Here is a 16,949-nt window from a genome sequence, read left to right as displayed (position 1 = left end):
CCCCATCTCGGCACATAAGAGTCGCGTTAAGGCAAAGCCTTTAGAAAAACTAAACACCCCGCGTCAAAAGTCGCCTTTCGGCGCGTCGCCCAGTCCCCTACATTCCTCCCCAGCAAGGAGTACATCGTTCCTGCCTCCTTGCGTATCGAGGAGTGACAATGATCGATGTTCTAATCATAGGTGGTGGCAATGCGGCCTTGTGTGCCGCGCTGATGGCGCGAGAAGCCGGTGCCAGCGTAATGCTGCTGGAAGCCTCACCAAAAGCCTGGCGCGGCGGTAACTCGCAACACACCCGTAACCTGCGTTGCATGCACGACGAACCGCAGGACGTGCTGGCCGATGCCTATCCGGAAGAAGAATACTGGCAAGACCTGTTGAAGGTCACCGGTGGCATCACCGATGAGAAACTTGCCCGTATCGCCATTCGTGCATCGTCTTCTTGCCGAGACTGGATGCGTTCACACGGCGTGCATTTCCAACCTCCTCTGTCCGGTGCTCTGCATGTGGCACGCACCAACGCTTTTTTCATGGGCGGAGGCAAAGCGCTGGTTAACGCATACTTCCGTAGCGCTGAACGTCTGGGCGTGAAAGTCCGCTATAACACTCAAGTGACCGACATTGAGTTGGACGATGGCAAATTCATCGCCGCTCACATTGGCGAACGAGAAGTCGACGGTCAGCGCGTAGCGGCAGAACGGATTGAAGCCCGAGCCTGCGTTCTAGCGGCAGGTGGCTTCGAATCCAACCGTGAATGGCTGCGCGAAGCCTGGGGTCAGAACGAACGCGGTGAATGGCCATCCGACAACTTCCTGATCCGTGGTACACGATTCAACACCGGAGTTTTGCTGCGGCGCATGCTCGATCTCGGCGCTGATGTTATCGGTGATCCGACACAAGCGCACATGGTAGCAATTGATGCCCGCGCACCACTGTATGACGGCGGCATCTGCACCCGCATCGACTGCGTGTCGTTGGGTGTGGTCGTCAATCGCGACGGCGAACGCTTCTACGACGAAGGCGAAGATTTTTGGCCCAAGCGCTATGCAATCTGGGGGCGTCTGGTTGCAGGGCAACCAGGCCAGCAGGCGTATTCGATCATCGATCAACAAGCCATCGGCCGTTTCATGCCGCCTGTTTTCCCCGGTACCACCGCCAATACTCTGCAAGACTTGGCCCGTCAGTTGAAGCTGCCACAGGCGCAATTCGTCAAGACCGTAGAGGACTACAACAGCGCCTGCCGCGTCGGCACTTTCGATCACACCGCGCTGGACGATTGCCATACCGAAGGGCTCACGCCTGCCAAAACTCATTGGGCACGGCCACTGGTTAAACCGCCTTTTTACGCCTATCCACTCAAACCGGGTGTCACTTTCACTTACCTCGGCCTCGCCACCGACGAAACCGCAGCAGTGCATTTCAATGGCAAGGCGAGCCCCAACCTGTTCGTAGCCGGAGAAATGATGGCCGGCAATGTGCTGGGCAAGGGATACACCGCCGGTATTGGCATGGCCATCGGTACCGCGTTCGGCCGAATAGCCGGTGTACAGGCGGCCGCTTCGGCGGGCTTTGGCCCTTCCCCCATAAACACGGAATCTCGACATGCAACTGTTTGACCCCAAAGCGCCGAGCGGGTTGATCCCGGTGTTAAATCTTGACGAAAGTGAAGTCCAGCGGCAGATGACCATCTGCAATGCCTGCCGCTATTGCGAAGGCTTCTGCGCGGTCTTCCCCGCGATGACTCGGCGCCTAGAGTTTGCTCAGGCAGACATCCATTACCTGGCGAACCTTTGTCATAACTGCGGTGCGTGCCTGCATGCCTGTCAGTACGCCGCCCCCCACGAATTCGAGATCAATGTGCCGAAGGCCATGGCCAAAGTACGCCTGAATACATACGCCGAATACGCTTGGCCGCAGGTGATGGGCAAGTTGTATCAGCGCAACGGACTGACCTTGGCGCTGGCTTCTGGTGCGGGGCTGGCATTGTTCCTGTGTCTAACACTGATGGTGATGGGCAATCTGTTCACGGCAATTCCCGGGGGGAACTTCTATGGGATCTTCCCGCATAACACCCTGGCACTGATGTTTGGCGCTGTTTTCGGCTTCGCGGTGCTAGCACTGACAATTGGCGTGCGACGTTTCTGGCGCAACGTCTCTCCGGTTGCAGCACCCTTGCCGCTAAAAACATCCGCTGCACTGGAAGCCACGGCCAACGTCGCCCAACTCAAATACCTGGATGGAGGGCATGGCGAGGGCTGCAACAACGCCGATGATAAATTCACCTTGTGGCGTCGGCGCTTCCACCATCTCACGTTCTACGGCTTCATGCTGTGCTTCGCCGCCACCGGTATCGCCACGCTTTATCACTTTCTTCTGGACTGGTCGGCCCCCTACCCAATCTTGAGCCTGCCAGTGATGTTTGGAATCGTAGGTGGACTCGGTTTGCTGATTGGCCCTGCGGGTTTGTTGTGGCTAAACCTGCGTCGCAACCCTGAACACGGCGACGAAAATCAGAAACCCATGGATCGCGGTTTCATCGCGTTGCTGTTTCTAGTGAGCGCTAGCGGCCTGGCACTGCTGGCATTGCGTGAAACAAATGCCCTTGGCCTGTTGTTGGCTATCCATCTCGGTCTGGTCATGGCGTTTTTCCTGACCATGCCCTACAGCAAATTCGCCCATGGAATCTTCCGCAGCGCAGCTCTGCTCAAATACTCCATCGAAAAACGCCAACCGAACCCAATTAACGCCAGCAGCGACTAACCGCTAAACCACTCATTCCAATAACAACAGTGAGCATTACGGTAGCCATGATGAAAACAACAACTGCAGCAAGCCGTTCCAAGGGCCCTAAATTAGGCGCCATCTTGCGAGTCACCAGCGGTAACTTTCTCGAACAGTTCGACTTTTTTCTGTTTGGATTCTACGCGACCTACATCTCCCAAACGTTCTTTCCTGCCACCAGCGAGTTTGCCTCGCTGATGATGACCTTCGCCGTATTCGGTTCGGGATTCCTGATGCGTCCGTTGGGCGCTATTGTACTGGGGGCGTACATCGACAAGGTAGGACGTCGCAAGGGCTTGATCGTAACGCTGTCAATCATGGCCGCAGGGACGGTATTGATAGCCTTAGTACCAGGCTACGCCAGCATTGGTGTGGCAGCACCTATATTGGTGTTACTGGGGCGGCTTTTACAGGGCTTCTCCGCAGGCGCGGAAATGGGTGGTGTTTCGGTGTATCTGGCTGAAATCGCTACCCCGGGCCGTACCGGTTTTTACACCAGTTGGCAGTCGGCCAGCCAACAGGTTGCGATCATTCTTGCGGCTGCCTTGGGCTACACGATTAACGCCTCGATGGAGGCCGCTGAAATTGCCGCGTGGGGGTGGCGTATTCCATTCTTTATCGGCTGCGTAATCATCCCGTTCATCTTCATCATTCGCCGTTCGCTACAGGAAACTGAAGCGTTCAAAGCGCGCACCCATCACCCAAGCGCTAGTGAAGTATTTCGCTCAATGCGGGATAACTGGCGCACGGTGCTGGCGGGCGGTCTGTTAGCGTCAATGACCACCACCACGTTCTACCTGATTACCGTCTACACCCCCACTTTTGGCAGGTCTGTACTAAACCTGAGCACCACTGACAGTCTGGTGGTCACGCTCTTTGTCGGTCTGAGCAACTTCATTTGGCTGCCCATCGGCGGCGCGCTCTCCGATCGCATTGGCCGTCGGCCGCTGTTGCTGGCAATTTCCTTGCTATGCATCTTCACTGCCTATCCTGCCATGCATTGGCTGGCCGAGGCCGCGAGTTTCGAGCGACTGCTCGCAGTGTTGCTGTACTTCTCTTTCTTCTTTGGAATCTACAACGGCGCGATGGTCGCGGCATTGACCGAAGTGATGCCGCAAAACGTGCGAGTGGTAGGATTTTCCTTGGCATTCAGTTTAGCGACGGCTGTGTTTGGTGGTTTTACACCTGCAGTATCGACAATCCTGGTGCAGGCGACGGGTGATAAGGCGTCACCCGCTTACTGGTTAATGTTTGCTGCCTTGTGCGGCTTCACTGCGACAACGATTCTATATCGTCGGCAAAAAGTCATAGCGGTGAACGCTTTATGAAATAGGAGTCACAGTAGGTCTGGTTTCAATATCATCAATGCCAGCCGCCGCAGAACAAGATCTGCCGAAGTCGATGCGCCAAGCCTATGCCTTGTGGATACGTGATGTGCGAGCAGAAAGCCCTCGCAGGGTTGGCGCCAACGCCGAATTAATCTACGTGCCTACGCAAGACTGACCCAACTCCAATCGGCAGAAATCCAGCGCAGGAAATGGTTCGCGAGGAATCAGACTGGGTCAGTGGCATCTTGGTAACTGGATCAATTCGGCGTCGGCGCCAACACAATGCGACAAGTCTGTCATTCACAAAACAAAAAATAGGGCCCTCAAAGGGCCCCTTTTGTACTCAAATCAAAATTACTTATTCAGCCAGGACTCAACGGTCTCGGAGCCGTGCTCTGCTTTCCACTCTTTCAAGGTCTTGTGGTTGCCGCCTTTGGTTTCGACGACTTCGCCGGTGTGCGGATTTTTGTAGATCTTCACTTGGCGGGGCTTGCGAGTGCCTGCTTTGGACTCAGCAGCTGGTGCACGACGGCCAGCCTTAGGATCAAGCAAGTTGATCACGTTCGGTAGGCTGTAGCTGTACTCGGCGAGCAATGCACGTAGCTTCGTTTCAAATTCGATTTCTTTTTTTAGGCCAGCATCGCCTTTTAGTGCTTCGAGCGCTTGAAGCTGCTCGGCGAGATGTTTTTCGAGTTGGCGGAATTCCGCGAGCTTGGACATCGTTAACCTCGTAAATGATTGCATGCAAATGTGAGAAAGGGTGAACCAAAGAAGTTGTCCGTTCACCGCTTTACAGTTGAGGTCAGGGTATCTCACAAAGCATCGGGCGTGCACTTCTGTGTAAGTTCGTGCGATGCACTTCCATTTTTTAGCAAAGGGGACATCGGGCGTAAGATAAAAGCGTCCACCCGATGTGAGCCGATGGCAATTTACTTTGTAGGTTTAATCCAGCTCGCTGATGCAGACCACTTTCGGCTGTGTCATGTCCTCATACGCAAATCGAACACCTTCGCGCCCCAGACTTCCGTACTTAAAACCACCGAATGGCATGGCATCGAAACGATAGTCGGAAGAATCATTGATCATCACGCCACCCGCTTCAATCTGACGCGCTAGTTTTAAAGCCTTGGAAATATCACGTGTGAAAAGACCTGCATGCAAGCTGTACTCTGTTGCGTTGGCCAGAGCAATAGCGTCATCCAGATGGTCAAAAGGCTCCAGGATGACCACCGGCGCGAATACTTCCTGCTGCCAAATCGTACTGCTATGCCTCACATGCTCAAGCACGGTCGGCGCATAACTTCCCACTTGGCGATGGTGCCCACACAGAAGAACGGCCCCCTCGGCCAGCGCTTCATTTACCAATTGTTCGGTACGACGGGCCGCCTGCTCCGTGATCATCGGGCCTACATCCGTTGCTCGCTGGTCAGGATCACCCACTACTAAAGCGCGCGTTTGGCTGACAAAACGCTCACGGAAGTCCTCATAAATTGAACTATGTATAAGGATGCGTTGAGTGCCGATGCAATTCTGCCCTGCTGCCCAAAAGGCACCAGACACACAGGACTCCACGGTCGGCTCAATATCACAATCTTCAAGCACAAGAACCGGGGCATTTCCTCCCAGATCCATTGCCAACTTCTTCAACCCGGCACTACGAGCAATGGCCTCTCCCGTGGCAAAACCACCCGTAAAGGAAATCATCCGAACTTCGCGAACCTCCACCAATGCTTTACCCAAGTCGACGCCACCCGTAGCCGGGGTAATCACAGAGGGTGGAAGACCCGCTTTCACCAAGCACTCAACGAGCTTGAGAGCAGACAACGGCGCAAGTTCCGAGGGTTTCAAAATCACGGCGTTACCACCGGCGATTGCCGGGCCGAGTTTATGGGCGACCAAATTCAGCGGATCGTTGTAGGGCGTGATCGCGACGATAAGCCCCAACGGTTCCCGCGTGAACCAACCTTGACGCGATTCCGATCCTTCATAAGCCCCAAATGGAATCACTTCCCCGGCGTTACGACGCGCCTCTTCCGCCGATAGCTTCAACGTGTTCACGCAACGCTTCACTTCCTTCTCTGCTTGTCGCAGCGTTTTTCCCGCCTCTGCAACGATCAGCTTGGCAAATGCTTCAGACTCAAGCTCCACACACCGGGCGGCGTCCTCAAGAATGCGCGCACGCAGGTGACGAGGCATTGCCGCACTCTCGCGCACGCCGATTCGCGCGCGTTCCAGCAAGCCAGGAACTGCGGCTGCATCGAGGCAAGGGACGCTCCCTACCAAGCGACCATCGAATGGACTGAACACATCAATCTGTTTGGCTTCAACAAGCTGGATACTGGCAATGCTGGATACGCTCATGACTATCTCCTGTTATTTGCCATGGGCGGTATGGATGGCGACGATGTCCGATAGCAATGCGAAGGCCGTCTCGATACGCCCCGCTCCCGGGCCCGATACTGTGACGGCCCCCAGCAGTCCAGTATTGAATGACACGGCATTCGTGGCGCCGGCAATACCTGCCAGAGGATGCGAATTCGGCAGCAGCCGGGCCTCGACACTCGCTCGAACCGAGCCATCGGCTTCACGATCGGCTGAGCCAATCAGTTTCCAGCTCGCGCCATTGGCACTTGCCTGAGCAATATCTTCCGCGCTGATATTGCTGATGCCCGAACACGCTACATCACTGACTTTCAGTCGTGCATTGAGCAGTTCGTTGGCCAGGATGACCACCTTGAGGCGTACGTCGAACCCTTCCACATCGGCGGTTGGATCTGCCTCGGCGTAGCCGAGCTGTTGCGCTTGTACGACGGCATCGTTGAACGTTAGGCCGTCTTTCATTTGGGTGAGCACGTAGTTGGAAGTGCCGTTCAGGATGCCTTCGAAGCCTTGTACGCTGGCACCCGCCAAGGCCTGCTTGGCCAGACGAATCACGGGGGTGCCACTCATCACCGCCCCCTCGTATTCGAAAGCGACCTGGTTGCGACGGGCCAACGCCTTGAGCTCGGTACCGTGCAGCGCAATAGGCCCCTTATTGGTGGTTACTACATGAATGCCACTTTCCAAGGCCCAGCGGCAAAAGGTAGTTGCGGGCTCGCCATCCACCGGATTGGTGAAAGTGGCCTCAGCGATGATGTCTGCACCGGAATGCTTGATCACGGTTTCGTTGAAGGCCTCAGCATTGCCGCCGGGCAGTTGAGCGAGTGCGCCTTTCTCAACCGGCAGCGCGACCAACTGCTTTGCGTCCAGACCGTCTTTAGCGACGATGGAGCCGAGGAACAGATCGGTGACACCGACAATTTTAATAGTGAAGCCCAGGGACTCCTTCCACTCGGCATTACGATCGGCGACCAATTGGGCGAAGCCACGGTTCACGCCACCAAACCCTACCAAGGCAATTTTGTACTCAGTCATAAAGCTGTTCCTGTATTGATGTTGTTCGATAGGAACATCCTAAGAGCCGGGCTTTGGCAGTTGAATATGGCAGTCTGCTGTATTAGTTGGGCGTTTTGCCCAAGCACGATGTTTTCAAAACACCGCAGAAAGGACGAACGATGTCACGGTGTTTTCCACCCCTGGCATGGCCGCGATTTCCTTCCACACGAGATGGACACGTTCAGGTGTGGCGGCATTCACGCGCAGCATTAAATCGAACTCACCACTGAGTACTTCACACTGCACGACTTCGGGAATGGAGCGCAGCGCAGCCAGTACTTCTTCGCCACGCATGCGGTCGTAGCGGTAGACAAAGATCACCGCGCTGATAAGCGATGTAGGTCGCCGCGACTCACCGAGAAGTACCGTATAGCCCTGGATCGCACCGTCGCGCTCAAGACGCTCGATGCGCTGGCGCACAGCATTGCGCGACAAGTTGATCTTGGCACCCAGTTCGATATGGGCTATTCGCGCATTAGCGGTAAGTTCGGCCAGTATGCGCTCGTCCAGCGGATCCAGAATGCGCTTCATGAAAGCCTCTGCTGCGCCAGACGAAGAGCTTGGCACAGCCCCTCCAGATCGTCCTTAGCCAAGTAAGGTGGTTGCGCGCGCACCTCGACAGTACTCGGAACGCTTGCTTGCCAGACGCCCAGCTCTGCCAACAGCGCCGCCGACTTGGCCGGCGCAATTTGCCCGAAGGTGACCATTGGCGCCCCTAGGCTGCGTCGGTGAAGCCGGCCAGCCAGTACACCGACAGCGGTGTGAGGATCGATGGCCGAGCCTGTCTCTCGGAACAGCTCGACCACCTCATCGCGCACCTGGGATTCGTCTACCGCATAGGAATCGAAGAGTACTCGGGCACGCAGCCATTGCTGATTGCCGATGCTCATTTCTCCGCAACTTTCAAAATGCTCCATCAGCGCTTTTGTTGAGCAGCCATCGTGCTCGTAAATCTCCCAGATAAACCGCTCCAGGTTCGAAAACAACGAGAAGTCCATCGCCGGCGATACTGTTCGATTAGTCATCCGGGTGGAGTAGCGATTGCAATGAAAAAACTGGTGCAGGGCATCATTGCTGTTGGTGGAAATGATCACCTGATTGATGGGTAATCCCATTTTCTGCGCAATGTAGCCGGCGTAGATCTCGGCCGAGCTGGCAGCTGGAACGCTAAAGCCAACAGGACGCGAGCCACCGCCCAGTTGCAACGCCGCGTGGAAGTAAAAAACGATCTGGGCCAGGACGCCGATCCAATTGGTCGAGTTGAAACAGACCGGCATCACTCCGTCCAACGGCCACTCACGCAAGAGTCGGGAGACCAGCGTCTGGCAATCATCGAAATTACCGTCAACCGGAAACAGCTGAACCCGCTGTGGGTTGGCTTCCTGCAAGGCACTGAGTTGCTCAGGCGCAAGCCCGTCGCGCGGATACAGTATCGCCATGCGGGCAGCCGGGCAGTTAGCAAAGGCCTCAAGCGCAGCGAGGCCGGTATCACCATTAGTTGCACCGACCACCAACGCTTCTTTACCGACCTCCTCCAGAAAGTGCTCGACCAGGCGCGACTGCAATTGCGCGGCGAAATCCTTGGAAGAACGGGTCGGGCCATGAAACAGCTGGAGTATCCACTCGTTATGCCCGATCTGCTCAAGCGGCGTAATGGCGCGGTGCTTGAATTGTTGATAGCTGTCACTGAGCAAGGCGCGCAAGGTACTTTCGTTTATGGAGGAGCCAACAAAAGGCGAAATCACTCGCCAAACCAACTCATCAAACGGCAGCCACGACCAGCTAGCAATCTGACTCTCGGTGAAGATAGGCAAACTGGCTGGGACATAGAGACCACCATTTTCAGCGAGCCCCGACAGAACCACACTGCGAAAATCCGCCCGCATGTCACCGCCGCGTGTGCTTACATAATCCATGGCCACTCCCAATCGTATTACAAAAGGCGGTGAGCTTGAGCCACCAGCCAGGTAGAAAAATTTGCGGCATCAGGCGATAGCACTTCGGTCTGCTCGTGCACCAAATAAAAGGATTCGCTTGCCTCGATTCGGTGATTGAATGGCGCAACCAATTGCCCACTCTTAAGCAAATCCTCGACCACGGAAGACCGTGCTAGCGCAACACCCTGCCCCAGTTCTGCCATGCGGATCGTGGAAATCAGCGTGTCAAACTGAAGGCCACGGGAATAGTCGACGTCGTCTGCTCCAACTCGCTTCAACCAGTAACCCCAACCTTCTTCGTAACCCAACACGTGAAGCAGGGAATGGTTCATCAAGTCGCGAGGCTCATGTATGGGTGAGCTGGCCATGAGCTTTGGGGAGCAAACAGGCTGAAGGATGTCCCAAGTCAATCGCTGAGCGTGCAAACCCGACCACTCACCGCATCCCCAGCGAATCTCCAGGTCATCCTCGCCATCCGGTTCTTTCACCCAAATATTGCTGATATATCGAATATCGATCTGCGGATACTCCCGACAAAAACCTGCGAGCCGGGGGGCCAACCAATAGTGAAGAAAGGAAAGGCTGCCACGCACCTTCAAATGTCTTCGATTGTGCTGGCCGAAAATCTCGTTTGTGCCGACTGCAAGGCGACTGATCGCGTCTTGTACGACAGGCAGATACGACTGCCCTTCCTCGGTCAAGCCAAGCCCTCGAGGTAAGCGCTTGAACAGCGCCACACCGAGGTGACTTTCTAATTGACGGATCTGCTGACTCACAGCCCCTTGAGTCAAATGGAGTTCTTCCGCCGCGTGGGTAAAGTTCAAATAACGCGCCGATACTTCGAATGCCCTCAACCAGTTCAAGGGTGGTAGTGACTTTTGACTCATCGGCGCAACCTCATCAGGGCTTTATCTATGCTCAATCATTGCCTGAGAAATTCACGCGGTGCCAGAGGAATGAACAGCGGCAGCTAAAGCCAACCGCTCTGCTCTCTTGTTCCGAGTGATCCAGTAAACGAAATAACACCACGCGATAAAGGGGAGGCCGAAGTAAAGCGCCACTCGCTGCTCAGGATCAAAAGCGATACCCACACAGGCCAGCAGACAACACAACATCGCACCGATAGGTACCCACGGATAGCCACGTACACGGAAATGTAGGTCTTCAACTCGTCCACCATGAGCGACGTATTGACGACGGAACGCGATCTGGCTTGCAGCAATGCTCATCCACACGACTACGACCGCCAGACCGGAAATGGACACCAAAGCTAAGTAAACCGTATCAGGGGCAAACACACTGCTGAGCAGTGAAGCCACTGCACCCGCCATACTAAGAACGATGGCGTTCACTGGTGTGCCCCGACTGGAAAGCCTGGCGTAGCGCTTAGGCATATGTCCTTGATCGCTCAATGTCCACAGCATGCGCGATGCTGCATACAGCCCCGAGTTAGCGGCGGAAATCAGTGCCGTGAGAATGACGAAGTTCATAATATCGGCAGAGTATGGGATACCAATCAGCTCAAACACCATGACGAACGGACTTTCTACGAGCCCCGCTTGCTCTCGTGGCAGTAACGTCGCCAGGACGAAAATTGTCCCCACGAAGAACAGCGCCAAACGTACCACTGTCGTACGGATTGCCTTGGGCACGCTAGTTTGTGGATCTTGCGCTTCACCTGCTGCAATACCGATCAGCTCAGTTCCGGAAAATGCGAAGGAAACAGCCAGGAGGGTCATTGCAATGGGTAATAACCCGGTGGGGAACAGCCCCTCACGTGTGAAGTTGGAAAGTCCCGCCCCCTGCAAATTCTGTACTTGAAAAAGTCCGAAAATTGCCGCTCCGCCGATCACTATGAACGTGATAACGGTCAGAACCTTAATCAGCGAAAGCCAAAATTCAGTCTCCGCAAACAACCGGACAGAGACAACATTGCTTAAGAAGACTGCAATGGCAAACAGCGCACTCCAAATCCAGACCGGTGTGTCAGGAAACCACCGAACCATCAGTATGCCCGCAGCTGTAAATTCTGAACCGATAGCCACTGCCCAAGTGAGCCAGTAAAGCCAGGCTACTGTATAGCCTGTCCCAGGGCCCAGGTATCGCGTTGCGTAGCTACTGAACGATCCGGTTTCTGGCATCTGTACAGCCAACTCACCGAGACAGACCATGACTAAATACACCATCACCGCACCGATGATGTAAGCGATCACCGCACCGAGCGGCCCTGCCTGGTTAACCGTATAACCGGAGGTAAGGAATAACCCCGTACCGATCACACCGCCCAGTGCCAACATAACGATGTGGCGGGTTTGCATTTCCTTTTTGAAATGCGAGTTTGGATCGGGCTGATTATCTTCTATCTGTGTGGTCATAGTTGTATTCTCATGAAATGTTCGGACAAACGCCTTGTAACTGGCTTTTGGGCAGTACAATTTTGTTGTCGCAGGATTTTATTATTTTCATTCTTCATGAAGGGCTTAAGATGAGTATCGAAAGTCCTGCCCGTCTTCAGGCTCCTACCTCAATGAAACGTTGGGCACTTTCAGCGTGAAGGTTTGCATCACCTTGTTTACTTCGCACTGAAGCGAAGGCTTGTTTCAGGTCAGCCAATAAATCTGCTGAGTCCTCAATACCTACGGACACTCGAACCAAGCCTTCGGAAATTCCAAGTGCCTGGCGCTCTTCCAAGGTATTTTCCACGTGACTGGTCGTCCGTGCCGGCCCGTAGATGGTCTCGACAGCGCCCAAATTACCCGCCCGATGCGCATATCTGAGCAGCGGTAGCAAACGAGTCACTGTGTCCATGCCTCCCCTCAGCACGAAGCTGACGATGGCGCCGAATCCGTTCATTTGCGATCGAGCGATGTCATGACCTGGATGTTGAGGCAACCCCGGATAGTTCACAGACTCGACCAGCGGCTCGGTACAGAGATACTCGGCCAAAAGCTTCGCACTCGCCTGTTGCTGGCGAAGACGCAGAGCCAGAGTCTTGATGCCCCGGATGATTAAGTACGCTGAAAAAGGATCCAGCGAGGCCCCATTGATTTCGCGGTAATGGCGAACTTGAGACATCAAATGCTCGGCGCCGCACACCACACCGCCGAGTACATCACCATGACCGGAAAGGAATTTGGTCGCGCTGTGCACAACCACATCAACGCCTAAGGCGAGCGGATTCTGATTCAGAGGCGTCGCAAATGTATTGTCCGCAACGACCAAAGCGCCCACTCGCTTCGCCGCTGCCACAAGGCACCGAATATCAACGATTTTCAGCGTTGGGTTCGTGGGTGTTTCCAGGTACAGGACACTGCAGCCTTTCGCGATCTCCTGCTCAAGTGCCACGGTGTCGAGCGTATCGCAAAGGGTTACTTCCACACCCATGCGTGGAAGAAACTCCTCAAAAATCTTGTTCGTACCGCCGTAGCTGTCACGTGTAGATATCACGCGCTGCCCATGGGATAGGAAGGTGTGTAGTACACCGCTGATTGCGGCCATTCCGGTACTGAAAGCTACAGCCGACTCTGCGTTTTCGAGCTCACAGAGTTTATCTTCCAAGACAGAGACAGTGGGATTGCTCATCCGGCTGTAAATGAAGCCGGGCTCCTTTCCCAATGCCACGTCATACCACTTATCGATATCGTCATAGCCATAGGCGGCACTGACCACGATGGGGGTCTGGGTCGCATTGTAGGGATGTTGAACTTGCTCTCCTCCCCATACGACTCGAGTCCCCATACCAACCTCTAAAGCTTGGACGGCGCGTTTCTTATTTTCCATAAAACTGTCTCGCATCAAGGGAAACACAACCGTGTTCCAAGTGGGCTTGGGAGGACTATAAGGAAGGCTCATGCTTGTGAAAAATCATGATATCTGGGAGTAAGGGGTGCTTTTTTTAATGGCTGGATGCGAGTTACAGAGTGTCAAACCGTTACTAACTGAGAGTACCTCACCAACATTCAGCTGCGAGACATGACGAGCTTGGGTGCGCCGCACTCAAGCACCATGGAATTGCAGAGATGAACCCAATGACTCCTGACGGTCGATACTTTGTAGTCAAAGAGCCGCTGTGGCGTTGCACCAACCCATCGCTCAGTGAGGATGTGCGGCAGCGGTTGGTCAACGATCTCACGGCAGCGCGATATGGGGTGAAGACAGCGAAAGCCTCGGGCGAACCTGAGCAGCTAAAAGCGACCAAGACGCGTGTTCAAGCTGCAAAGGTACACTCGGAGAGCGACTCCATGCTTGGTGGAACGATGGCACCCACAGTCGCCGGATGGCAGTCCAAAGGTCGGGAGATATGAATGCTTCCTGGCCCGCTGGATCTGTCCGCAGTCTCGTGTAGCGAGTAACAGTATTGCCCTTCAGACCGATCTATCTGAATGACCATAATAGTTAGTGTGTCATAACATGCTGATTTACAAAAAGATTATCTCTGCTAGCATTTTTCAGCTTTTTGGCTCAGCCCCTGTGCTGCTGAGTGGGCTGATCTGTCATGGCTCAAGACAGTTTGGTACGCTTCCCTGACACTCCACCTAGATTCGAGCCAATGCTGGAAGAGCTACGAAGAATCGACCTAAATCTATTGCTGACCCTCCATGCATTGTTGTTGGAGCGGCACGTGACTCGGGCATCGGTTCGGCTGCATAAAAGCCAGCCAGCTGTCAGCCATGCCCTGGCTCAACTTCGAGCGCACTTTGACGATCAGTTGCTGATCCGCCGCGACGGGCAATTGGCGCTCACCGCCAGAGCTCAAAGCTTGCTAGGGCCTCTTGAACAGGCGTTAAGGCACCTCAATGACTTGCTGGGGGCTTCTGACTTCGACCCCAGCAGCTCTCAAGCACGGTTCCGGCTATCGCTGTCCGACTATGCCACTCGCCGGGTACTGCCTAGCTTGGTACGGCATGTTCGCAATGTAGCGCCTGGAGTGGATCTGGCTGTCAGCCAAGCGAGTCGTGAAACCATGATGGCCCAATTAGCTGATGGTGAGCTCGATGTGGCGCTTGGTATCTTTCCGGAGTATCCGGATGGCATCCATGTGCAGGAGCTTTTCCCGGAGCATTTTGTCAGCCTCGCCGACGAAAGCGCCCTACCGGAATGTGGCTGCCTGACGCTAGAGGAATGGCTGGAGCGCCCGCATGTGATGCTTGCCCTTCGGCCTGATGCGAATGACGAGATCGAAAGAGTGCTGGCAAGCATGGGACTGCGTCGAAGAATCGCTGTGGCACTTCCCCATTGGAGCGCCGCAATCGAGCTCATTGCCGGCACAGACCTTATCCTGACCGTTGCGAGCTGGGCCGTCAGTGGTCTCGATAGATATCCAACGCTCCGAACGTTCGATGCTCCGCTAGATCTTCCCGTCCTGTCCTATCAACAAGCATGGCATGCCCGTAAAGACGCAGACCCTGCCAACAGGTGGATCAGGGATGCAATCTTGAAGTGCAGCCAGAGCACCTGAATCTTGGCTTAAGCAGCTCCCGACTCAGCGGGGCCTTTGAGCTCAACCTGATTACCGTCAGGATCGAAGCAGTAAATCGATAGGCCAACGCCTTCGGCCCCGTACCTAGTCACCGCCTTATCAGCAACGATGCCAAAAGCTTGCAAGTGGGCAAGGATCGCCTGCTCATCGAAGGGTTCGACTCGAAGGCAGAAATGATCGACATTACGTCGTTCTTTCCCTGGAGCCCCGCCGCCCATGGCACCCAAGGGGCCATTGATATCCACCAAATCTATCATTGAGCTTCCTGCACCGAGGTGGATCATGCCGTATTGTTCGTTGCGCTTTTTGATCGCGCACCCAAGAACCTGGGTATAGAAATCGACACTCCGCTCCATGTCCTCCACTCGCAGGACAACGTGGTCGATGTGCTGGACTCTGAAAATAGACATTTGATCGACTCCTGAAGTGAAAACGAACCTCCACTCCTCAAGGGTATGGAGGTACGTGAACGGAAGGCTTAGTGGATTTTGTCGAATAGGTTGGGCATGCCGCCGGAGAAATCCACCCAAGGATTGGTGTTCAACAGATCCGCATGGGGCGCAGTAGGCTCGTCGTAGTGGACTACGAACTCTTCGGGGCCGTGAGCATATGCCACGATCAAGCCCTGTTTCGCATCCATGTATCCGGCGTGAATGCCCATGCCTGGATAACTCAAGCGAATCGCTGTTTCCTCACTGGCTGGGCCAACGGTGAGCCGTACTACAACTCCTTCGGGCAGCACGAACATCCAGGTGAACGACCCGCCCGACACGACGGTCATCACCTCATCGATCCCCACGCCGTTCTCAGCCATGTTGACGTGGAAGCGACCGAAGGTCTCCAGAACGCCGGCACGGTGTTCGTCAGGGATGGCCAGCATGTCGTAGACCTTGGGATAGGGGGCAACGCCAGGCTGACGGGTGGAAAGAAGGCCGCCACGTGGTGACTCGGGCACACGACCAGCCAGTTCGATCTGCTCAAGCAACTCTGCCCGGTTCAGGCTGAAGAGCTTGATCAGGTCTTCTTGCTCGGCCTCGGTGACAGTGCGGGACTGCGATGCTTTCAAAATGGGTTTGGCTGCATCCGGAATGCTCACGGTGCTTGCACGAACACCTACGCTCCGAAGCACGGCGTTTACTTCTTCAAGGCCAACAGCGTTCGGACGGCCATCACTGAATTGCAGTTTCACGATATTCATAAATAACACTCCGATCTTTTCACGAAAATATAGTGCTGAACTACCGTTCATATGCACCTCATGCCAGTCGAGAAAGATTTCTCGGCTGTTTGCACGCAAGCCGCGTGCGTTGGTTCGACTAGAGGGTCGACCTGAATAAAAAGGGCTGGCTACTAGGAGCGACAACCAACCGAAAGGGAGGCTCTGGTTTATTTGAGGTTCGCGTTGACCGTTGCGGTCTGAATCAACTTTCCGGAATTAGCGGGCGCTTTGTTCGAGCCCACTTGAACCACGATCAATCCGAAGAAGATGATCAGCACCCCTACAACCCGAACCAAGTTGATTGGCTTCGCGGTCAGGCCGAGGAGGCCAAAGTGATCGATTAGCATTGCGGCTATGACCTGGCCCACCATCACGAACAAGATGTAGTTCGAAACGCCAAGCTTTGGGGGCAGGAAGGTGGCCATTGCGACATAAATGGCCCCGCTGAATCCGCCTATCCAGAGCCACCAAGGCCCCTGCAGCGCTCCCACAATGTTTGGCTGCGGTATGCGAAGAACCATGATGGTGGCGATCAGAACAGCTGAGCTGACGATCAGCGAAGTAAGGGCGGCCCAGAGTGGATGTCCAAGTTCACGGCCAAGAGCGCCGTTGCTGGAGGCTTGTAGAGGAATCAAGGCGCCGGCAATCAGAGCCAGGCCCATTGGAACAGTTGCAAGAATCGATATTTTCCCAAACATGACCGTAACCTCTTATGTTTCGGTGTCGATGGAAAAATATTGAGGTATATATACTTTGAATGGAAATCGACAATT

Annotated in this window: 15 protein-coding genes and 1 pseudogene; 5 read left to right on the top strand and 11 right to left on the bottom strand. The window is 54.7% G+C overall.

What is annotated here, in order from left to right:
* Nucleotides 1-158: 158 nt before the first annotated feature.
* Genes tcuA through ACN1C3_RS25845 form a run of 3 tightly spaced genes read left to right on the top strand, consistent with a single transcriptional unit; the run spans nt 159 to nt 4,106 of the window.
* Nucleotides 159-1,613, top strand: coding sequence for an FAD-dependent tricarballylate dehydrogenase TcuA (tcuA, locus tag ACN1C3_RS25855; RefSeq protein ID WP_419118578.1), 1,455 nt, complete (start codon nt 159-161; stop codon nt 1,611-1,613).
* The gene (gene tcuB, locus ACN1C3_RS25850; RefSeq protein ID WP_419118577.1) at nt 1,600-2,757 is read left to right on the top strand and encodes a tricarballylate utilization 4Fe-4S protein TcuB; all 1,158 of its coding nucleotides are present in this window, start codon (nt 1,600-1,602) and stop codon (nt 2,755-2,757) included. Before tcuA ends, tcuB begins: the two co-directional genes overlap by 14 nt.
* 47 nt (nt 2,758-2,804) lie before the next feature.
* Nucleotides 2,805-4,106 carry an MFS transporter gene (locus tag ACN1C3_RS25845; protein ID WP_419118576.1) on the top strand — a complete coding sequence of 434 codons (1,302 nt, stop codon included), beginning with the start codon at nt 2,805-2,807 and terminating at the stop codon, nt 4,104-4,106.
* Between the two features lie 354 nt (nt 4,107-4,460).
* Here ACN1C3_RS25845 and ACN1C3_RS25840 read toward each other — a convergent pair whose 3' ends face one another.
* From ACN1C3_RS25840 to ACN1C3_RS25805, 8 genes are all read right to left on the bottom strand, one after another.
* A complete protein-coding gene (locus tag ACN1C3_RS25840) occupies nt 4,461-4,826 on the bottom strand; it encodes a histone-like nucleoid-structuring protein, MvaT/MvaU family (protein ID WP_419118575.1) in 366 nt (121 codons plus the stop codon).
* 222 nt (nt 4,827-5,048) lie between these two features.
* Nucleotides 5,049-6,467 (bottom strand): aldehyde dehydrogenase family protein, encoded by a 1,419-nt coding sequence (locus ACN1C3_RS25835; RefSeq protein WP_419118574.1) that lies wholly within the window; start codon nt 6,465-6,467, stop codon nt 5,049-5,051.
* A 12-nt stretch (nt 6,468-6,479) separates the two neighbouring features.
* Complete coding sequence (locus tag ACN1C3_RS25830; RefSeq protein WP_419118573.1) at nt 6,480-7,520, bottom strand: homoserine dehydrogenase; 1,041 nt, start codon at nt 7,518-7,520, stop codon at nt 6,480-6,482.
* Nucleotides 7,521-7,634: 114 nt separating this feature from the next.
* Nucleotides 7,635-8,072: an Lrp/AsnC family transcriptional regulator gene (locus ACN1C3_RS25825; RefSeq protein ID WP_030130664.1), complete on the bottom strand. Its 438-nt coding sequence runs from the start codon at nt 8,070-8,072 to the stop codon at nt 7,635-7,637.
* On the bottom strand, nt 8,069-9,457 hold the full coding sequence (gene thrC, locus ACN1C3_RS25820; RefSeq protein WP_419118572.1) for a threonine synthase: 1,389 nt from the start codon (nt 9,455-9,457) through the stop codon (nt 8,069-8,071). Before thrC ends, ACN1C3_RS25825 begins: the two co-directional genes overlap by 4 nt.
* A 17-nt stretch (nt 9,458-9,474) precedes the next feature.
* Nucleotides 9,475-10,365: a LysR substrate-binding domain-containing protein gene (locus ACN1C3_RS25815; protein WP_419118571.1), complete on the bottom strand. Its 891-nt coding sequence runs from the start codon at nt 10,363-10,365 to the stop codon at nt 9,475-9,477.
* A 51-nt stretch (nt 10,366-10,416) separates the two neighbouring features.
* A complete protein-coding gene (locus tag ACN1C3_RS25810) occupies nt 10,417-11,853 on the bottom strand; it encodes an amino acid permease (protein WP_419118570.1) in 1,437 nt (478 codons plus the stop codon).
* A 136-nt stretch (nt 11,854-11,989) separates the two neighbouring features.
* Entirely contained in the window at nt 11,990-13,258 is a 1,269-nt protein-coding gene (locus ACN1C3_RS25805; protein WP_419118569.1) for a cystathionine gamma-synthase family protein, read from the bottom strand.
* Nucleotides 13,259-13,497: 239 nt separating this feature from the next.
* Between ACN1C3_RS25805 and ACN1C3_RS25800 the strand changes: the two are divergent.
* Both ACN1C3_RS25800 and ACN1C3_RS25795 read left to right on the top strand, forming a co-directional pair.
* A pseudogene (locus ACN1C3_RS25800) lies at nt 13,498-13,739 on the top strand (hypothetical protein); the annotation flags it as partial.
* Between the two features lie 291 nt (nt 13,740-14,030).
* Entirely contained in the window at nt 14,031-14,936 is a 906-nt protein-coding gene (locus tag ACN1C3_RS25795; protein WP_419118624.1) for a LysR family transcriptional regulator, read from the top strand.
* 8 nt (nt 14,937-14,944) lie between these two features.
* Here ACN1C3_RS25795 and ACN1C3_RS25790 read toward each other — a convergent pair whose 3' ends face one another.
* The 3 genes from ACN1C3_RS25790 to ACN1C3_RS25780 form a co-directional block, all read right to left on the bottom strand.
* Nucleotides 14,945-15,367 (bottom strand): VOC family protein, encoded by a 423-nt coding sequence (locus tag ACN1C3_RS25790; protein WP_419118568.1) that lies wholly within the window; start codon nt 15,365-15,367, stop codon nt 14,945-14,947.
* Between the two features lie 68 nt (nt 15,368-15,435).
* Nucleotides 15,436-16,155 (bottom strand): hypothetical protein, encoded by a 720-nt coding sequence (locus tag ACN1C3_RS25785; RefSeq protein WP_419118567.1) that lies wholly within the window; start codon nt 16,153-16,155, stop codon nt 15,436-15,438.
* Nucleotides 16,156-16,343: 188 nt separating this feature from the next.
* The gene (locus ACN1C3_RS25780) at nt 16,344-16,874 is read right to left on the bottom strand and encodes a DMT family transporter (RefSeq protein ID WP_419118566.1); all 531 of its coding nucleotides are present in this window, start codon (nt 16,872-16,874) and stop codon (nt 16,344-16,346) included.
* Nucleotides 16,875-16,949: the final 75 nt, after the last annotated feature.

It is taken from the genome of Pseudomonas sp. H11T01, from assembly GCF_048515765.1.
GTDB lineage: Bacteria > Pseudomonadota > Gammaproteobacteria > Pseudomonadales > Pseudomonadaceae > Aquipseudomonas.
The sequence above is the reverse complement of the archived record's forward strand: the minus strand, read 5'-3'. Positions and strand labels throughout refer to the sequence as shown.

What these genes read in the sequence shown, in the direction of transcription:
- ACN1C3_RS25815 (WP_419118571.1), bottom strand. Translation starts at nt 10,365, where the DNA reads ATGAGTCAAAAGTCACTACCACCCTTGAACTGGTTGAGGGCATTCGAA.
- ACN1C3_RS25810 (WP_419118570.1), bottom strand. Translation starts at nt 11,853, where the DNA reads ATGACCACACAGATAGAAGATAATCAGCCCGATCCAAACTCGCATTTC.
- ACN1C3_RS25845 (WP_419118576.1), top strand. Translation starts at nt 2,805, where the DNA reads ATGATGAAAACAACAACTGCAGCAAGCCGTTCCAAGGGCCCTAAATTA.
- ACN1C3_RS25840 (WP_419118575.1), bottom strand. Translation starts at nt 4,826, where the DNA reads ATGTCCAAGCTCGCGGAATTCCGCCAACTCGAAAAACATCTCGCCGAG.
- ACN1C3_RS25805 (WP_419118569.1), bottom strand. Translation starts at nt 13,258, where the DNA reads ATGGAAAATAAGAAACGCGCCGTCCAAGCTTTAGAGGTTGGTATGGGG.
- ACN1C3_RS25790 (WP_419118568.1), bottom strand. Translation starts at nt 15,367, where the DNA reads ATGTCTATTTTCAGAGTCCAGCACATCGACCACGTTGTCCTGCGAGTG.
- tcuA (WP_419118578.1), top strand. Translation starts at nt 159, where the DNA reads ATGATCGATGTTCTAATCATAGGTGGTGGCAATGCGGCCTTGTGTGCC.
- tcuB (WP_419118577.1), top strand. Translation starts at nt 1,600, where the DNA reads ATGCAACTGTTTGACCCCAAAGCGCCGAGCGGGTTGATCCCGGTGTTA.
- ACN1C3_RS25825 (WP_030130664.1), bottom strand. Translation starts at nt 8,072, where the DNA reads ATGAAGCGCATTCTGGATCCGCTGGACGAGCGCATACTGGCCGAACTT.
- ACN1C3_RS25780 (WP_419118566.1), bottom strand. Translation starts at nt 16,874, where the DNA reads ATGTTTGGGAAAATATCGATTCTTGCAACTGTTCCAATGGGCCTGGCT.
- thrC (WP_419118572.1), bottom strand. Translation starts at nt 9,457, where the DNA reads ATGGATTATGTAAGCACACGCGGCGGTGACATGCGGGCGGATTTTCGC.
- ACN1C3_RS25835 (WP_419118574.1), bottom strand. Translation starts at nt 6,467, where the DNA reads ATGAGCGTATCCAGCATTGCCAGTATCCAGCTTGTTGAAGCCAAACAG.
- ACN1C3_RS25785 (WP_419118567.1), bottom strand. Translation starts at nt 16,155, where the DNA reads ATGAATATCGTGAAACTGCAATTCAGTGATGGCCGTCCGAACGCTGTT.
- ACN1C3_RS25830 (WP_419118573.1), bottom strand. Translation starts at nt 7,520, where the DNA reads ATGACTGAGTACAAAATTGCCTTGGTAGGGTTTGGTGGCGTGAACCGT.